The sequence below is a fragment of the Hyphomicrobium sp. DMF-1 genome, from assembly GCF_027886585.1.
Lineage (GTDB): Bacteria > Pseudomonadota > Alphaproteobacteria > Rhizobiales > Hyphomicrobiaceae > Hyphomicrobium_C > Hyphomicrobium_C zavarzinii.
The window spans coordinates 4579025-4594241 of the sequence record NZ_CP115706.1; the positions used below are offsets into that span (position 1 = coordinate 4579025).

Genomic DNA, 15217 nt, shown 5'->3' on the forward strand with positions numbered 1-15217 from the left:
GCGCCGCTTATTAGCCCCGGCGCTCGGATGCTTCCACAGCAGCGGCGAGATCGCGATAGACGCGCTGGATGACCTCTGCCTTCTCGGCATTTCCACACAGACGCGGGATCGTAACCTCCGCATAGTGGCGCGGATCAAGGGTGGGCCAGTTGACGCGCTGTTGCTTCACGTGGGCGACTGCGGTCTCCACATCACCGAGCTGCACGAGCGAGGCGGCGAGCCGATAGGCCGTGTAGGGTGTGCGGAAGACCTGCTCCGAGTGCCGCGCGGCCACGACTGCCCGCTCATAATCGCCGTTATTCATATAGACTTGGCTGATCCAAGCCTGGGTGACCCAGCGCACTGGGTTGTCGGGAGACATGGTCGTATCGAAGGCGATGAGATCGTCGATCGCGGATTGTGAGGCGCTGGCGCAGGTGAGCGGGATGGCCTTCACCAGAAAGCGGGCGAGCCCGTGGTTGGGGTCCAGCTCGAGCGTCCGTTTTGTCGCCGCGAGCGCTTCGGCCATGCGGCCCGCATGCCAGTGGTGGATCGATACGTTGAATATGGCATCGGCGTCGTCGGGCGCGAGCTCAAGCGCGCGGCGCGCGTGCGCCTCGGCTTCGGCCCGGGCTGCGGACGTATCCGATGACGGGTCGACATTCGCGAGATAGGAGAGCTTGTCGGCGAGGACGGAGTCCGCCTGGCCCATATCGGCGTCGAGGGCGAGCGCGCGCCGCGCCAGCGCAATGCGCTCCTTCTCCCAGGCGAGACTGTCTCTCGCCTCTCCCGGCATCCAGGTTGACTGGAGAAAGAGCTGCCAGGCCGTTGCGTTCTCGATATTGCCTTTGAGGGCTCGCTTGGCGGCTGTGTAGAGCTGCGGAAGAATTTCGGACACAAGCGTGGATACCAGCTCGCTCTGGGCGGCAAGGTCGTCCGTTGCGGTGGGCCGCTCGTAGTTCTGTGCCCAAACGGGGGCGCCTTTGGCCGCGTCGACGAGCTGGATGTTGATCAGCGTCCGCGTCTTGTCGCGCTGGAGACTGCCTTCGAGGATGTAGCTCACGCCCAACTCGCTTCCGACACGGCGCAGATCTGTGGCCTCGCGAAACTGGAACGCGGAGGTGCGCGCAGAGAGCGCGAGGGATTTCACGCGAACGAGCGCGGTCGTGAGCGCGTCGGTGAGGCCGTCGGCCCAGCGGGTGTTCGGCTCGTCCTTCGACATGTCGGTGAAGGGAAGCACCGCCAGCGTGATGGCATCCACCGCCTTATGGGGCGTGGCGGGTCCTCTCAACACAGGAGCAGGGGCGACATCTCGCGTCGACGGCGCCGCGGCCCAGAACGCGACCAGCACGAGCGCAGATGCGACGGTAAGAAACGCGGGCTTGGCCGCCCAGGAGCGCCATATGGGTGGCGCGGCTTCCGGCGTGTCCGGCTGGCTCTCGTCCGGGCCGGACAAGGCCAGCTGCTCCTCATCGGCGGCGGCGTTGAACTCGACTGCGTAGCCGCCCTTGGGGATGTCGATGCGGATCGGATCGTGCCGCCCGGAGGTCAGATAGTAGTTGTCGAGAAGCTTGCGCAGACGGCCGGCCTGCACGCGCACGATGGGATCGGTGCCGGGGTCGAACTCGGCGCCACGCTCGAAGACGTCCACGCCGATGGCATAGCCCTTCAGCCGCTCAACCTCGCCCGCCAGCGTGGCGTCGACCAGATAGCGCAAGAGCGCGCGCATCTTCGGCGCGGAGGCGAACTCCTCCGAGGCCAAGATCGCTTCGAGATGCTTTTCAACGTCGACCCGCTCTCGAGTCATCCCCTTTTTTCATCCGACCGAGTTCGCCACGCAGAAAATTGAACGCCCGTCACTGTCGGCACTTGCGGGCACGAAGAAGAATTGGAAGGTCCGTGAGGAGGATATGTTCATTTCGCCGCACTGCGCGGAATAGCTGAACGAATTCAGCGCGAGCGACGTGATCTTGGGACGTGATTTAACGGTAAATTGCGGTGACATACTACCGGGTTCGCGGAGCGCAGCCTAGTATTTGAGCAGATTTGTAACTGGCTTGGGCGAGGCGAGCGTTTGCTGCTGCCTCACGATCACGAGGGCGTTAGCCCGATCGAGCTTCTCCCCCGCGCAATATCCCGAACCGCTGCTTTATTTCAGCGTGCTTCAAGCGCCGCTCGATCCTGCTGCGTCCCCGCGAGCCATCTTCTCCGGCGAGCCCCATAGCCGGCGTTCATCCCCGAAACAACGTCGAGACCGGGATGCCGCCCGAACAGCGGCGCCGCTCGGCCGGCAAGCGGAAAAGGCCATGCGGTACTACTTCCACCTCGTCTGCGAGACCGTCATCTGCATCGATCACATCGGCCAAGAACTCGAGAGCCTTCGCGAGGCCAAGGCGGAGGCGGCGCGCATCGCGCGCGAGCGTGCGACGAGCGAACCGGGAGCCCGCTGGGCCGTATCGGTCGTCAACGACGACAACAAGGAAGTCTTGCGCCTGCCCGTCGCCGACGCGGCGCTGACAGGCTGAGCGCCTTCCGGCGCGCGCCGCCGGCGTTCGGACGTTCAGGTCGGCATCCGGGCGTTCACCGCACGGGCGGGCGAACGATGATGCGCCCTTCCGACGTAACCGTGGTTTCGCCCCGGGCGGACGCAGGCGCGCTCTCCTCGGCGGAGGCCCGCATGAGAATTCCGGCGATGGAATCTTCCCTGGGTTGCTGCTTCTGCGGCGAGCGGCTCAAGGCGTCCGCAACAGGCGGGCCGCGCCGGGTAACAGCATCCGGCAGTGAGAGCGGCGCCTTTCCGTCATGGGCCGCCAGCATGACATCGTGCCAGATCTCGGCGGGCAGCGTTCCGCCCGCTACCCTGTTCATGGTGCGGCCGTCGTCGTTGCCGACCCAGACGCCCGCCGTGAGATACGACGTATAGCCGACGAACCAGGCGTCGCGGAAATCCTGCGATGTTCCCGTCTTGCCGGCCACGGTGTGGCCGGGGATCGCGGCGCGGCGTCCGGTGCCGGTCGCCACAACGGACTGCAGCATGTCGTTCATAGCGGCAACCGAGCGGAGCGGGATCGCGGGGTCCGATTTGGCGTCGATGCGCTTGAACAGCACTTTTCCCGCGCCCGTCCGGATGCGGCGGATGGCATAAGGCTCGTTCACGTAGCCCCCGTTGGCGAACGCGGCGTAAGCACCCGTGAGATCAAGGAGCGACACCTCGGACGTGCCGAGCGCGAGGGAGGCATCGGCGCGCAACGGCGACTTCATACCGAGGCGGCGTGCTGTCGCCGTGACCTTGCTCACGCCCGCATCGAGCAGAAGCCGCACGGCAACGGAATTGATGGAGTTCGCCAAGGCATAGCGCAGCGTGGTGGCGCCGACGTAGCGGTTGTTCTCGTTCTTGGGCGACCAGCGGCCTGCGGTGACCGGCGCATCCTCGACGATGCTGTCGGGTGTCAGCCCGCTTTCCAGCGCCGTGAGATAGACCACGGGCTTGAAGGCGGACCCCGGCTGGCGATGGGCCTTCACCGCGCGGTTGAACTGGCTGTCGGCATAAGATCGCCCGCCGATCAGCGCGCGGATGCCGCCGTCCGGCGCGAGCACGACGACCGCGGCCTGACTCGCCTCGAGCGGGCAACCCTTGCCGGCCAAGGCGCTCTCCACAACCTCGCCCGCGCGGCGCTGCAGGTTCGCGTCCAGCGTCGTCTCGATGACGATCTCGTCGCGATCGGCATCCTCGAAGGGCGCGGCCACATCCAGCACATAGTCGACCGCATAGGCCATGTCGGCCTGCTCAGGCACGCGCATCATCGAGGAGAAGCGGATCTCGGACGCGCGCGCCCGATTGGCCTCCTCCTCGCTGATCAATCCCGCCTCGACCATCTTGCTGATGACGACCCGGCCGCGGGCGATGGCCTGTACGGGGCTTGCGCTCGGTGCATACTTCGAGGGTGCCTTGAGGAGACCGGCGATGACGGCCGCTTCCGCGAGCGTGAGCTCACGCGCGGACTTGGCGAAATAGCGTTGGGACGCCGCCTCGATGCCGTGGGCGCCGCCGCCGAAGTAGACGCGATTGAGATAGAGCTCGAGGATATCGCGCTTGGAGAGCTTGAGCTCCAGCCAGAGCGCGAGCACCAGCTCCTCAGCCTTGCGGGAAAACGTGCGCTCGGAGGAGAGGAACAGGTTCTTTGCGAGCTGCTGCGTGAGCGTCGAGCCGCCCTGCGTCAGGCGCCCGGCGCGGAGATTGGCGATGGCCGCGCGCAGCATGCCCAAGGGATCGAGGCCGGGATGCTCGAAGAAGCGGCGATCCTCGGTCGCAACCACCGCATCGGCCACCTCGCGCGGCAGCATGTCGAGCGGGATGTAAGCGCGTGAGACGCCGCGCTCGGCGACGAGGCTGCCGTCGCGTCCCAGTATGCGGATGACGGGACCTGTCGCCTTGGGCCGCATCGAGAGCGGATCGGGAAAGGTGACGGTGTAATAGATGAAGAGCGCGCCGACCGTGATCGCGATCAGTGAGAGCGCCGCGACAGGGGCGAGCAGCAGAAAGCGGATGAAGAAGGGAAGCTCGGAGCGGCCACGGCCGCCGTCATCCGGCGTGGCATAGGATTGCCAGTCGTGCTGGTGCGGCGGATCCGGCTGATGCGGCCCCCTGTAATCTCGGCCGTCGTACCCCATGCTCTCTCGAGCCCCACCGCGCCGCCGATATCCGGCTCTCCCAAAGGCCCGGCGAAAGCGCGGCCTCGGAAGATTATGGGGAGGGTTTGGCTAACGCTGCGTTAACCCGCCGGCACGCGCGGCTCAGCGGCTCGTGAAGGGCGCGGCGATGATGGCGAGCAGAATGCGGGCCGCGATGGTGAAGAACATGAAGAGCAACTGCCGCTCCTCGAGCAGAAGCTCCACCCAGATATTGTACTTGGGATCGATGCCGGTGCTGGTGATGAGGCTCTTGAGATCGCGCGCCCATCCCAACATCATCGAGAGCGTCTCCGGCGAATTGTAGCCGACCAACGCCAGCGCGAAGGCGCCCAGGATCAGAGACAAAAAGATCGTGCTGGTGCCCACCAGAAGACGCAGCAACATGGTCGCTCTTCCCTTCCCGCGCTTCGCGCGGTCTTGACCCCACCCCCTGCCGTCACAACATGACGGAAGCCCCGGAAGGTAAATCCTGAGGGGAGAGCGCACAAGCTTCCGTTTTTCCGAGGCGCGCGTGCGGTTTTAGCGTCGCGCCGTTGCGAAAGAGAGAGATGACGAAGAGCACAGTCGAACGCTACTCGGACCCCGCCATCCAGGCCGCCGTGGCCCGCATCGAGGCGGTTTCGCGGCTAATGGACGACCTTTTCGTGATTCCGGGAACGAAAGTGCGCGTCGGCCTCGACTCGGTGATCGGACTCGTGCCGATCGTGGGCGATCTAATCTCGCAGGCGATCTCGAGCTACATCATCTGGGAGGCACGCCAGCTCGGCGTTTCGCGCCTCGTCATCGGGCGCATGATCGCCAACACGGCCGTGGATACGGTGATCGGCATCATTCCGTTCGCGGGCGATGCCTTCGACGTGGCCTTCCGCGCCAACATGAAGAACCTGGCCCTCCTCAAAGGCCACCTTGCAAAGCACGGCCACATCCGCCGCGACGCGGCGGGTACCGGCCCCGTCATCGACGTGCGCGCGACGCGCGTCGGCTGAGTCCCCCCGGCAGGTGCATCATGTGGTGCCAATACGCGACACTTGCAGTCGCAAGTCACGCTAACCGCTGTGGATTCCGTGGTTTGCCCATAGAGCTGGGCAGGCGACTCAGGGAATTAGTCAGTTTGTAGTGAAGCCGCATGTCGCGTTTCTGGTGTTGCGTCGGCTCTAAGCCCGTCACAAGGATCGCAATGCCGAGACTCTTCCAAGCCGCAGCTCTTGTTTTCGCCCTGACGTTCCTCGGTGGCTGCTGCCGCGATACGATCCGTGAAATGTCGTCTCTGAAGGACACTCCGCTGCGTCCGCAGCATCAGCGGAGCGCAAAGGCGGCATCCCAGCCGGCGAGCGAGGCCAAGTCCGCACGCGTCGACCGCGACGACGACGAGGACACCAGCCGGATCGAAACGGGCTCCGTTGCCAAGCCGGATTGCCAGGGTCAGCACATCGCCTATCAGGCGACGAAGGAATACCTGAAGAACTTCGGCCCCAAGCCGCCGGATGAGCCCGGCGAGCGCGGTCCGTGCAAGCCCGACGCGAAGTAACCTCGCTTCCTCTGCTTCACCTGATCGAAAACGCGGGCCCGCATCATTGCCTCGCGTTTTTATTTGCCGATCAGCCGGCCTCGCGATATTCGCGAGCTGCGGCGATGCCGAGCAAGGCGCGCCAGATCTCGACCATCGCCAGGGAATCGAGGCCGCAATAGGCGAGCAGGTTGTCCCGTGCCGCTCGCGCCTCATCCAGCTCCAGCTCGCCGGTGACGATGGCGTTCCACGTCTCGCTCGCGGTGGCGCCTTCTCGGATCGCGAGGGTCTTGTAGGAGAGGCTCGGCACCAGGGCCGGCAGCACCCATTTGATCGATGTCTTGCCGCGAAATGCGGGGTGCACGACCATCTGCGCGGTGAAGACATCCATGAGATCGACGACGCGCTCGTTCACACCCGCGAGATAGCTCTCCTCGGCCGGCAGGCGCTCGGCGAGCTTGGCGTTGATGCCCTTCTCGAAGGGCTTGTTCCACACGACGATGGATCCCTCGGCGGGCAGCGAGGCTTTGAGCGCGGCGACGAACGGCTCGTCTGGGCAGGTGGTTTCCGTGAACAGGAACTCGCGGTGGATCGCCTCTCCGCCCGGCCTCTCGACCACGTGCAGCGAGAACTGGAAGGGGACGTGGTTGAAGGGGCCGTAGCCCGCAAATCGCGGGAGCGCGCAGGGATAGGTCTCGTAATCGAGGAAGGCTGCGGGATAGCGAATGTCGTCGAGAAAGGCCGCGAGCGGGGCAATCTCGACGAACGGGCGGCGGCGCTTCGCGGCATTCACCTGGTTGCGCTGATTGTCCGTCAGCTCCGCGCTGTCGGGCACGTCCTCGATCGCCAGAACGCCACTATCGACGAGCGCGCGCAGCTTCTTCGGTGACTGCCCGATGCGCGTGAGATCATGCACGCTGTAAGCCGGAACGTTCGGGTTGATGTAGCCGAACGTGGTGCATTGGCTGCTGCGGCCCTTGTAGATGCAGACACATGGCGCGGAGGGAAGCGCGGGGAGCTGCAGAAGATCATGGGCAGCGTCCATCTCCACGGCCACCGCATCGAGAAGCGGCGCAACCCGGTCCGTGAAGTCCTCGCGCGTGAAGAGGCGGTCGAGATCGAGCGTGCCGTCCGACACGTAAGAGCTGTCGAGACGCACGAGATTGAGGCGGCCGAGCGGGACGCCGTTCTCGCGCAGCACCAACGCCTGGAAGGCGATGTCGTGGGCGTAGAGGTCGTCCTTTGCCTTGCGATCCTCGCCACTGGTCGACGCCTTCACCTCGTAAAGGTCGTAGGCGGCGAGCGCGTCGTTCCAGACGAGGATGTCACAGGCGGTGGTGTAGCGACCGGTCTCGAACACGGGCTGGTACAGGATGGGCGTGCGCGCATCCACCAATTGCGCGGTGCCCACCGCGTCGCCGCGGCGGATCAGAACGCCGCCCGGGAACAACTCGCGGGCCCGCACGTCCACATCATTGCCGATCTCGATGATCGCCTGCTCGAACACCGACAGCGGCTCGGCGTGGTAGACTTCGGGCTTGTGAACCTTCACCCAGGCGTTGTGGGCGCAGTCGCGGTAGACGAGATAGTTCGTCTTGCTGAGCTTCATCCCCCATACGGCCGCTTCTCTGGGCCGCCCCCATGTTCGACCGCGCCCTGCCGGGCTCCAAGGCCTTCTGCGCTCCAGGTTCTCGGCCGGCCGCATTTTCTTGCGACGAACCGGCCTCCACTTCCCCGGAAAATGCTCTAGGCTCGGTGATACTTTGAAACCAAGGTGCGGGTGGAACGTACAAAATGCACACTGGTCCGCCAAACCCTGAATGAGGTTTCCCCGTGCTTATCCGCAAGGCGTCCGACATTCCGTCTTCTGAGATCACGCCGCGCGCGATTTATCTGAAGCGGCGCGAGCTTTTGCAGGGCGGGTTGGCGTTGTCGGCGCTGGCCGCGCTTCGGCCGCAACAGGCCCGGGCTGCCATGCTGGCGTTCACCAAGAGCCCGTTCTCGACCGACGAGACGCCGACGCGCAAGGCCGACGCCACGAGCTACAACAACTTCTACGAGTTCGGCACCGACAAGGCCGATCCGGCCGCCAAGGCGCATACGCTCACCACTGCGCCCTGGTCCGTCAAGATCGACGGGCTCGTCGGCAAGCCCGCCACCTACACGCTCGAGGACATCCTGGGCCATGCCAAGCTCGAGGAGCGCATCTACCGCCTGCGGTGCGTCGAAGGCTGGTCTATGGTCATCCCCTGGGTGGGCTTTCCTCTGGCGGATCTCCTGAAGCGCGTGGAGCCGCAGGGCAGCGCGAAATACGTCGCCTTCGAGACGCTGGTTCGGCCTGACGAGATGCCCGGACAGCGCGGCATTTTCCAGCCGCTGCCGTGGCCCTATCTCGAAGGGCTTCGGCTCGACGAAGCCATGCATCCGCTGACGATCCTCGCGACCGGCATGTACGGCGAGACGCTGCCGAACCAGAACGGGGCGCCGCTTCGGCTGGTGGTGCCGTGGAAGTACGGCTTCAAGAGCATCAAGTCGATCGTGCGCATCTCGCTCGTCGAAAAGCAGCCGCCGACGACGTGGCAATCGCAAGCCGACAACGAGTACGGCTTCTATTCGAACGTGAACCCGGAAGTCGATCATCCCCGCTGGAGCCAGGCGACAGAGCGGCGCATCGGCGAAGGAAGCGGACTGTTCGCGAAGCGGCGGCCCACGCAGATGTTCAACGGCTACGGCGAGCAGGTCGCTCACCTCTACGCAGGATTGGATCTCCGTGCCAACTACTGAGACCCTCGCCAAGGTTAGCGACCGGCCGCGGCCGCACGCCACGCGGGCTCTTTGGCCGTCGTGGATCGGACCTGGAAGCTGGGCGCTCTACGGGCTCGGACTCGTGCCGGCGGCCTGGACGTTTTATCTCGCCGTTTCCGACCAGCTCGGCGCAGACCCGCTCAAGGTGCTCGAGCGCTCGCTCGGCCTCTGGGCGCTGCGCTTCCTGGTTGCCGGGCTCGCCATCACGCCACTTCGCCGTCTCGGAGGCCCCAATCTCATCCGCTACCGGCGCACGCTCGGCGTGCTCGCGTTTCTCTACGCGCTCTTTCACGTCGCGGTGTACGTCGCGCTCGATCAAGGCTTCGACCTCCACCTCATCTTGAAAGACATCCTCAAGCGGCCTTACATCACGATCGGGCTCTTGAGCTTCCTGATCCTCATTCCGCTGGCGGCGACGTCGAACGCGACGATGATCAAGCGGCTCGGCGGCGCGGCGTGGCAGCGGCTGCATCGCTGGGTCTATCTCGCTGCCGCGGCGGCGGCGGTGCATTTCATCATGCTGGTGAAAGCCTGGCCGCCGGAGCCCCTCGTCTATGCAGCGATCGTCGCGATGCTGCTGCTCTTCCGGCTTGCGGATCGCGGCCGCAGAACCACATTCACTCCATATCCGAACACGAAGCGAGGAAACCCATGACAGATACCGAGGAGTACTGGCGTCAGAAGCTCACGCCCGAGCAGTATCGCGTGCTGCGCCAGGGCGGCACGGAGCGGCCGTTCACGGGCGAGCATCTCAATACGCACGACCACGGCAAGTTCACGTGCGCGGCCTGCGGCAATCAGCTTTTCGCGTCGGATACGAAGTTCGATTCCGGCACCGGCTGGCCGTCGTTCGATCAGGCGCTTCCCGGCGCCGTCGCCTATCACCGGGATGCCTCGCACGGCATGGTGCGGACGGAGGTGACTTGCGCGAAGTGCGGCTCGCACCTCGGCCACGTGTTCGACGACGGGCCGACGGGCACAGGCAAGCGCTACTGCATCAACTCGGTGTGCCTCAATATCGAGAAGGACGGCGCCTAGAGCGACGGAGCGCTTCTTATCGCCGGCAGGTGCGCTCTCAACGGGCGCATCCACTTTCAACATCGGTCCGGACAAAAGATCGGTCCGCACAAAAGGCAGACCCCGCCGTGAAGCGTGTTTCAGCTCCAGAGCGGGGCAGCACCTTTCGGCGCCTGACGTTCGCCGGGTGATGGCGCCCGTCTGGTTATTGAACGCGCCAGAACGAAACAGGTTCCCAAAAAATCAGGTTGCCTCGCCGATGATGTAGCGCTCGATCTCATCCTCGGGGATGCCTTCCTCGCTGCGAACCCAGCCGCGCACGGAAACGCCAGCCTCGTGAACTGTTTCCGGATCGCCGGAAATAAGCGGGTGCCACCAGGCGAGACCGCGTCCCTCGTCCAGGCGGCGATAGGCACAGCTTTCGGGTAACCAAGACAACGTGCGAACGCGCCGCAAATCGATCTTCAGGCAATCCGGCATCTTCTCGAAGCGGTTCTCGTAGTCCTTGCAGCGGCACGAGCCGATGTCGAGCAGACCGCAGGCGAGCCGCGTCAGATATACGGTGCCGGTGTCCTCCTCCTCGATTTTCACGAGACAGCACTGCCCGCATCCGTCGCAGAGCGAATCCCACTCCTCCGCCGTCATCTGCTTGAGGGTCTTGATTTCCCAGAAGGGCTTTTCCGCGCCTTCCGGCGCCCACACGGCCTCGTCCGATACGGCGCGCCGCGCGGGGTTGGCGCGGCTGCGGGGGGCGCTCTTGCGCGGCGTCCGCTCGCGCTTCTCCGGTTTGGGCTTGGAGCTTTTGCTCACGTCTCAATCTCTCGCAGGGTATCTCGACCGATAGCACGCCGCCTCGCCCAGATCAGCCGCCGCGTACACACCGCGAGCCACGGCGCGCGCCACGCAATCGGCGGCGACGGCACCCAGGCGCAGGAGCTGCATCAGGCGCGCGCTTGCGTCCTCCGCCAGCGCCACGTGCCCGCTCGCCAGCACGAACAGCGTATCGCCGTCGACGTGCGAATGGATCGGCCGCACGGCGCGCGCAAGGCCGTCCTGCGCCATGATGGCGATGCGCCGCGCCTCCGATTTCGTCAATATCGCGTTGGTCGCGACAAGCCCTATGGTGGTGTTGGTGCCGGGCGCGGCCGGCGCGATGTCGAACCGGCTGCCGCGGACCGGGTCCTCGGCGGACACGGCCGGGATCGGGCTCGGCCAGCCCCGGCCGCCGAACTCATTCTCGAGCTCGTAGGGCGCGGCCCAGAAATGCCCGGTGCCGGGGATCACGGGCGAACCGAACGGGTTGACCGCGATGAGCGCACCGATCTGGATCTCGCCGTCATACGCGCTCGCGGAGCCAAGGCCGCCCTTCATGTTGCCTGCCATGGCGCCCATTCCGGCGCCAACGTTGCCAAGCTCGAAGTGGCTGTCCGCGCGCTCGCACGCCTCGATACCCCAGGCGCGGTAAGGCGGCATCTCGCCCCACGCCTTGTCGCCGCCGTTGGGAAGATCGAACAGCACGGCGCCGGGCACAACGGGCGAAACGTGCGGCGTCTCTCCCAAGGCGAAGCCGCGTTTTCTCGCCCCGAGCCAGGCGACGGCCCCGGACACGGCCTCGAGGCCGTAAACCGAGCCGCCGGAAAGGACGATGCCGTCGACCGCTTCGACTAAGCAGGTCGGGTCGAGCGCGTCGGTTTCGCGGGTGCCCGGCGCGCCTCCGCGCACGTCGCAGGCCGCAACCGCGCGCCGCTCCGGAAGCACGACCGTGACGCCGCTACTCACCGAAGCGCAGTGGGCATTGCCGACAGCAATGCCGTCGACGTCGGTGATGAGATTGCGCGGGCCGGGACGGATGGTCATGTCGCTGCGTGACTCGTCCGGACAGAGATCAGGAAAATGGTGCCCCTGGCCCGACTCGAACGGGCACGTCATTGCTGACAACAGATTTTGAGTCTGCCGCGTCTACCGATTCCGCCACAGAGGCTGTGAGGCTTTTCAATCGCTTCGTCCTCAGCCTCTACCTGGGCTCAGGCGGGGTTGCAAGCCTTGCTTTGCGGGGCGCTCTGTTGAAATCTCGGACATAAATGTGGCTGCGACGCTACAGAACGGCACTATTCACCGCTCCCTTTGCCCCTAGGGACGGTCCGGGCTTCGGGTGAGCAGCGGCATCCGTTACGCTGTCACATCGGATCATCTGTATCGGGACAGGTTGCGCCCGCAAGATAGATCAAAGACTTGTGCCGCGTATTCCCGTAGGGAGACCTCACGTCATTCGCGGTATCGCTCGTCCGCTCCGTGGCACCTTGAGCCTCGCTGCCTGCCTGCTGGCGGGAAGCGGCGGAGCGGCATGGGCCATCGACGTGACCACGCCGGTCGTGATCAACGATGCCTCGGTGCTCGGCACCGACGACATCAACATCGAAGGCGGATCGCTGCATTTCAACATCAGCGCGGCGCTCGAGAACAACCTCGGCTTCTTCGACGGAAAGACGGGTACGGTCACGGCCGCGCCGGGGCAGATCGTGGAGTTCGGGCCGAGCTTCCTCGGCACCTTCATCGGCATTGATGCGGACAGCACGGCGGTGTTCGGATCGTCCACGGCAACGGGCACCATCCTCATCAATACCGATTTCGGATCGTCGCATCCGGATGGCCGCGTGGTGGTCGCGGGCGGCACGCTCGGCGGCGATATCGGCCTCGTCATGCTCCTCGCGAGCGCGGCCTCCACCACCGTGGAAGCGGGCGCAACGCTCGATCTCAACGGCCCCATCGCCTACGTTCACAACCTCAAGGGCAGCGGCAGCGTCGTCACCCACGGCGGCGAGCTCGGCCTGATCGTCGACGACGGATCGAGCACGGAGTTCTCCGGCACGATCAGCGGATCGAGCGGCGTCGCGATCATGAATGCGGGTTTCACCAACGGCACGATGATCCTGTCGGGCAACAACACCTACACGGGCGGCACGCTCGTCTGCGTGTGCGCGACCTTGCAGCTCGGCAACGGTGGAGCGTCCGGCTCCATCATCGGCAACGTGACCAACGGCGGCGTGCTGGCCTTCAACCGCTCCGATATCTACGTGTTCACGGGGTCGATCGAGGACGATGTTTTCGATGCCGGCTCGGTGGTGCAGATGGGCACCGGCACGACCGTGCTGACGGGAACGCACACCTACACCGGCGATACCCTCGTCGAAGCGGGCAAGCTGGTGGTGAACGGCTCGATCGCTCAGTCCGACGTGACGGTTCAGAGCGGAGCGACGCTCTCCGGCACGGGCACACTCGGAGACACCACTGTGCTCGCGGGCGGCGTCCACGCGCCGGGCAACTCCATCGGAACGCAGACCGTCGGCGACTACATCCTCTCGGCGGGCGCGGTGCTCGAAGTGGAGATCAACGCGGCCGGCCAAAGCGACCGCGTGGTCGCGACAGGAACGGTCGACCTCACGGGCGCGGTGCTGCGCGTGATCACAGAGCCCGGACGCTACGTTCCGGGCATGAGCTATCTCATCATCGACAGCGCGGGCGGGCCGATCTCCGGCTCGTTCGCGACGTTCGTCAGTCCGTTCGCCTTTCTCGATCCCACCGTGTCGTTCGCGGGTGGCGGCAGCCAACTGGAGCTGACGCTCAGCCGGAATGCGACCGCCTTCGCCGACGTCGCGCTCACCCCGAACCAGCGCAACGTCGCAGGCGCGATCGACGGTCTCGCGAGCAGCGATCCGACCTATCAGAGCGTGGTGGGGCAGACGCGCGATGGCGCACGCGCGGCCTTCGATGCACTTTCGGGCGAGGTGCACGCGACGCTCGGCGGGCTTCTCGTCGAGGACAGCCGCCACGTGCGCGACGCGCTGCTCGGGCGTCTTGCACAGGCGTTCCATAGCGGCGGCTCCCCCATGCTCGGCGGCAGCGGCCCGGCTATCGTCGCCGATCTCGCGCCTCCCGGGCGCATGGCCCTCGGCGCAGGCCGTGGCAGCGCGGAGCCCGCGCCTGCGATCAACCGGGGGCTCACCTTCTGGACACACGGCTACGGCTCCTGGGGCGACTACGACAGCGACGGCAACGCGGCTGCGGCCGAGCGCGCGCTCGGCGGCTTCGTCTCAGGCATGGATGCCGCCATCGGAGCATCCTGGCGGGCCGGTCTCGCCACGGGCTACGCACACGCCAACTCCTCGATCAACGCACGCCGCTCCACGGCCGAGGTCGATACCTATCACCTTGCCGCCTATGCGGGCGGCCCGGTGGGGGCGCTGGCCCTCCGGTCCGGCCTCGCCTGGTCGTGGCACGAGATCGATACGAGCCGCGCCATCGTGTTCCCCGGCTTCACCGAGCGAGCGGACGCGAATTACGACGGCGACACGGGGCAGATCTTCGCCGAGGCCGCCCTGCCGTTCAGCTCCGGGCGCCTGGCGATCGAGCCGTTTGCCGGGCTCGCTTACGTTCACACGGACACGGACGGCTTCGTCGAGACCGGCTCATCCGCCGCGCTTCGCTCTTCCGGCAATACGGAGAGCGTGACCTTCTCGACCCTCGGCTTCCGCGCGGCGACGCGCTTCGATGCGGGCGGCCTCGAGGTGATGCCGCGCGTCTCGGTGGCGTGGCAGCATGCCTTCGACAGGGTCGCGCCGGGGCTCGCGTTGTCGTTCGTCTCTTCGGGCGCAGGGTTCGGCGTCAGCGGCGTGCCGCTCGCCCAGGATGCGGCGCTGATCGAAGCGGGGCTCGACCTTGGCCTCAGCGCCGATGCGACGCTGGGAATTTCCTACACGGGCCAGCTTGCCGGAGACACCGAGGATCACGGTGTCCGGGGTACGTTGCTCTGGCGGTTCTGAGGGGCTCCGGGAGCCTTTACTTCCAGGAGAAGGTGGTGCGGCCGGTGCCGTGGATGTGCTCGGCAACCTCCACGTGGTCGCCCACGTGCGGATCGGTCTTCTTGAGTGCCATGACGTGGGCAACGCGGCCGTCCGCCAGCTTCACGTCGACGGCGAGGCCTTCCTCGATGGCGATGCTCTTGGCGCCGACAAGCGGGCCGACATTCTCGACGACGCCCGCAACGCGGCGCGTCTCGACGTTGGCATCGAGGCCGGTCAGCCAGAACCCGCCAGCCACGCAACCGGCCGCGGCCACGCCCGCGCCGATCCACTTCAGACGGTCGTAGAAGAGCTTCTGGTCCAGCCTGCGTCTGGTTTCGTCGCGCATGTGCTCATCCCTCGAGGATCCGGCGGGCCG

Annotated in this window: 14 protein-coding genes and 1 tRNA gene; 7 read left to right on the top strand and 8 right to left on the bottom strand. The window is 65.8% G+C overall.

Annotation, left to right across the window (positions count from 1 at the left end):
- Positions 1-10 precede the first annotated feature (10 nt).
- Positions 11-1786 carry a hypothetical protein gene (locus PE058_RS21225; RefSeq protein ID WP_271029461.1) on the bottom strand — a complete coding sequence of 592 codons (1776 nt, stop codon included), beginning with the start codon at positions 1784-1786 and terminating at the stop codon, positions 11-13.
- Between the two features lie 499 nt (positions 1787-2285).
- On the opposite strand from PE058_RS21225, the gene PE058_RS21230 reads away from it, so the two are divergent.
- A complete protein-coding gene (locus PE058_RS21230) occupies positions 2286-2504 on the top strand; it encodes a DUF6894 family protein (protein WP_020084716.1) in 219 nt (72 codons plus the stop codon).
- Between the two features lie 55 nt (positions 2505-2559).
- Here the strand turns inward: PE058_RS21230 and PE058_RS21235 are convergent, their stop codons facing one another.
- Together PE058_RS21235 and PE058_RS21240 are read right to left on the bottom strand one after the other, a co-directional pair.
- Complete coding sequence (locus PE058_RS21235) at positions 2560-4650, bottom strand: transglycosylase domain-containing protein (RefSeq protein WP_271029462.1); 2091 nt, start codon at positions 4648-4650, stop codon at positions 2560-2562.
- 123 nt (positions 4651-4773) lie between these two features.
- Positions 4774-5055 (bottom strand): hypothetical protein, encoded by a 282-nt coding sequence (locus PE058_RS21240; RefSeq protein ID WP_020084714.1) that lies wholly within the window; start codon positions 5053-5055, stop codon positions 4774-4776.
- Between the two features lie 164 nt (positions 5056-5219).
- Between PE058_RS21240 and PE058_RS21245 the strand changes: the two genes are divergently transcribed.
- Complete coding sequence (locus PE058_RS21245) at positions 5220-5657, top strand: DUF4112 domain-containing protein (protein WP_020084713.1); 438 nt, start codon at positions 5220-5222, stop codon at positions 5655-5657.
- Positions 5658-5848: 191 nt separating this feature from the next.
- A complete protein-coding gene (locus PE058_RS21250; RefSeq protein ID WP_020084712.1) occupies positions 5849-6199 on the top strand; it encodes a hypothetical protein in 351 nt (116 codons plus the stop codon).
- A 70-nt stretch (positions 6200-6269) separates the two neighbouring features.
- Here PE058_RS21250 and PE058_RS21255 read toward each other — a convergent pair whose 3' ends face one another.
- On the bottom strand, positions 6270-7787 hold the full coding sequence (locus PE058_RS21255) for a DUF2779 domain-containing protein (protein WP_271029463.1): 1518 nt from the start codon (positions 7785-7787) through the stop codon (positions 6270-6272).
- Between the two features lie 224 nt (positions 7788-8011).
- Between PE058_RS21255 and msrP the strand changes: the two genes are divergently transcribed.
- The 3 genes from msrP (at position 8012) to msrB (ending at position 10021) form a co-directional block, all read left to right on the top strand.
- Positions 8012-8962, top strand: coding sequence for a protein-methionine-sulfoxide reductase catalytic subunit MsrP (msrP, locus tag PE058_RS21260; RefSeq protein ID WP_020084710.1), 951 nt, complete (start codon positions 8012-8014; stop codon positions 8960-8962).
- A gap of 64 nt (positions 8963-9026) precedes the next feature.
- Positions 9027-9638 carry a protein-methionine-sulfoxide reductase heme-binding subunit MsrQ gene (gene msrQ / locus PE058_RS21265; RefSeq protein WP_442908687.1) on the top strand — a complete coding sequence of 204 codons (612 nt, stop codon included), beginning with the start codon at positions 9027-9029 and terminating at the stop codon, positions 9636-9638.
- On the top strand, positions 9635-10021 hold the full coding sequence (msrB, locus tag PE058_RS21270; protein WP_020084708.1) for a peptide-methionine (R)-S-oxide reductase MsrB: 387 nt from the start codon (positions 9635-9637) through the stop codon (positions 10019-10021). Before msrQ ends, msrB begins: the two co-directional genes overlap by 4 nt.
- Positions 10022-10243: 222 nt before the next feature.
- Here the strand turns inward: msrB and PE058_RS21275 are convergent, their stop codons facing one another.
- The 3 genes from PE058_RS21275 to PE058_RS21285 form a co-directional block, all read right to left on the bottom strand.
- Positions 10244-10810: a YcgN family cysteine cluster protein gene (locus PE058_RS21275; protein WP_442908668.1), complete on the bottom strand. Its 567-nt coding sequence runs from the start codon at positions 10808-10810 to the stop codon at positions 10244-10246.
- A 3-nt stretch (positions 10811-10813) separates the two neighbouring features.
- Positions 10814-11857, bottom strand: a complete 1044-nt coding sequence (locus PE058_RS21280) for a P1 family peptidase (RefSeq protein ID WP_271029465.1) — start codon at positions 11855-11857, stop codon at positions 10814-10816.
- A 37-nt stretch (positions 11858-11894) separates the two neighbouring features.
- Positions 11895-11981: transfer RNA gene (locus PE058_RS21285), tRNA-Leu, on the bottom strand.
- A gap of 319 nt (positions 11982-12300) precedes the next feature.
- On the opposite strand from PE058_RS21285, the gene PE058_RS21290 reads away from it, so the two are divergent.
- Positions 12301-14820 carry an autotransporter family protein gene (locus PE058_RS21290; RefSeq protein WP_271029466.1) on the top strand — a complete coding sequence of 840 codons (2520 nt, stop codon included), beginning with the start codon at positions 12301-12303 and terminating at the stop codon, positions 14818-14820.
- Positions 14821-14836: 16 nt separating this feature from the next.
- Here PE058_RS21290 and PE058_RS21295 read toward each other — a convergent pair whose 3' ends face one another.
- Positions 14837-15187 (bottom strand): hypothetical protein, encoded by a 351-nt coding sequence (locus PE058_RS21295; protein WP_020084704.1) that lies wholly within the window; start codon positions 15185-15187, stop codon positions 14837-14839.
- Positions 15188-15217 lie beyond the last annotated feature (30 nt).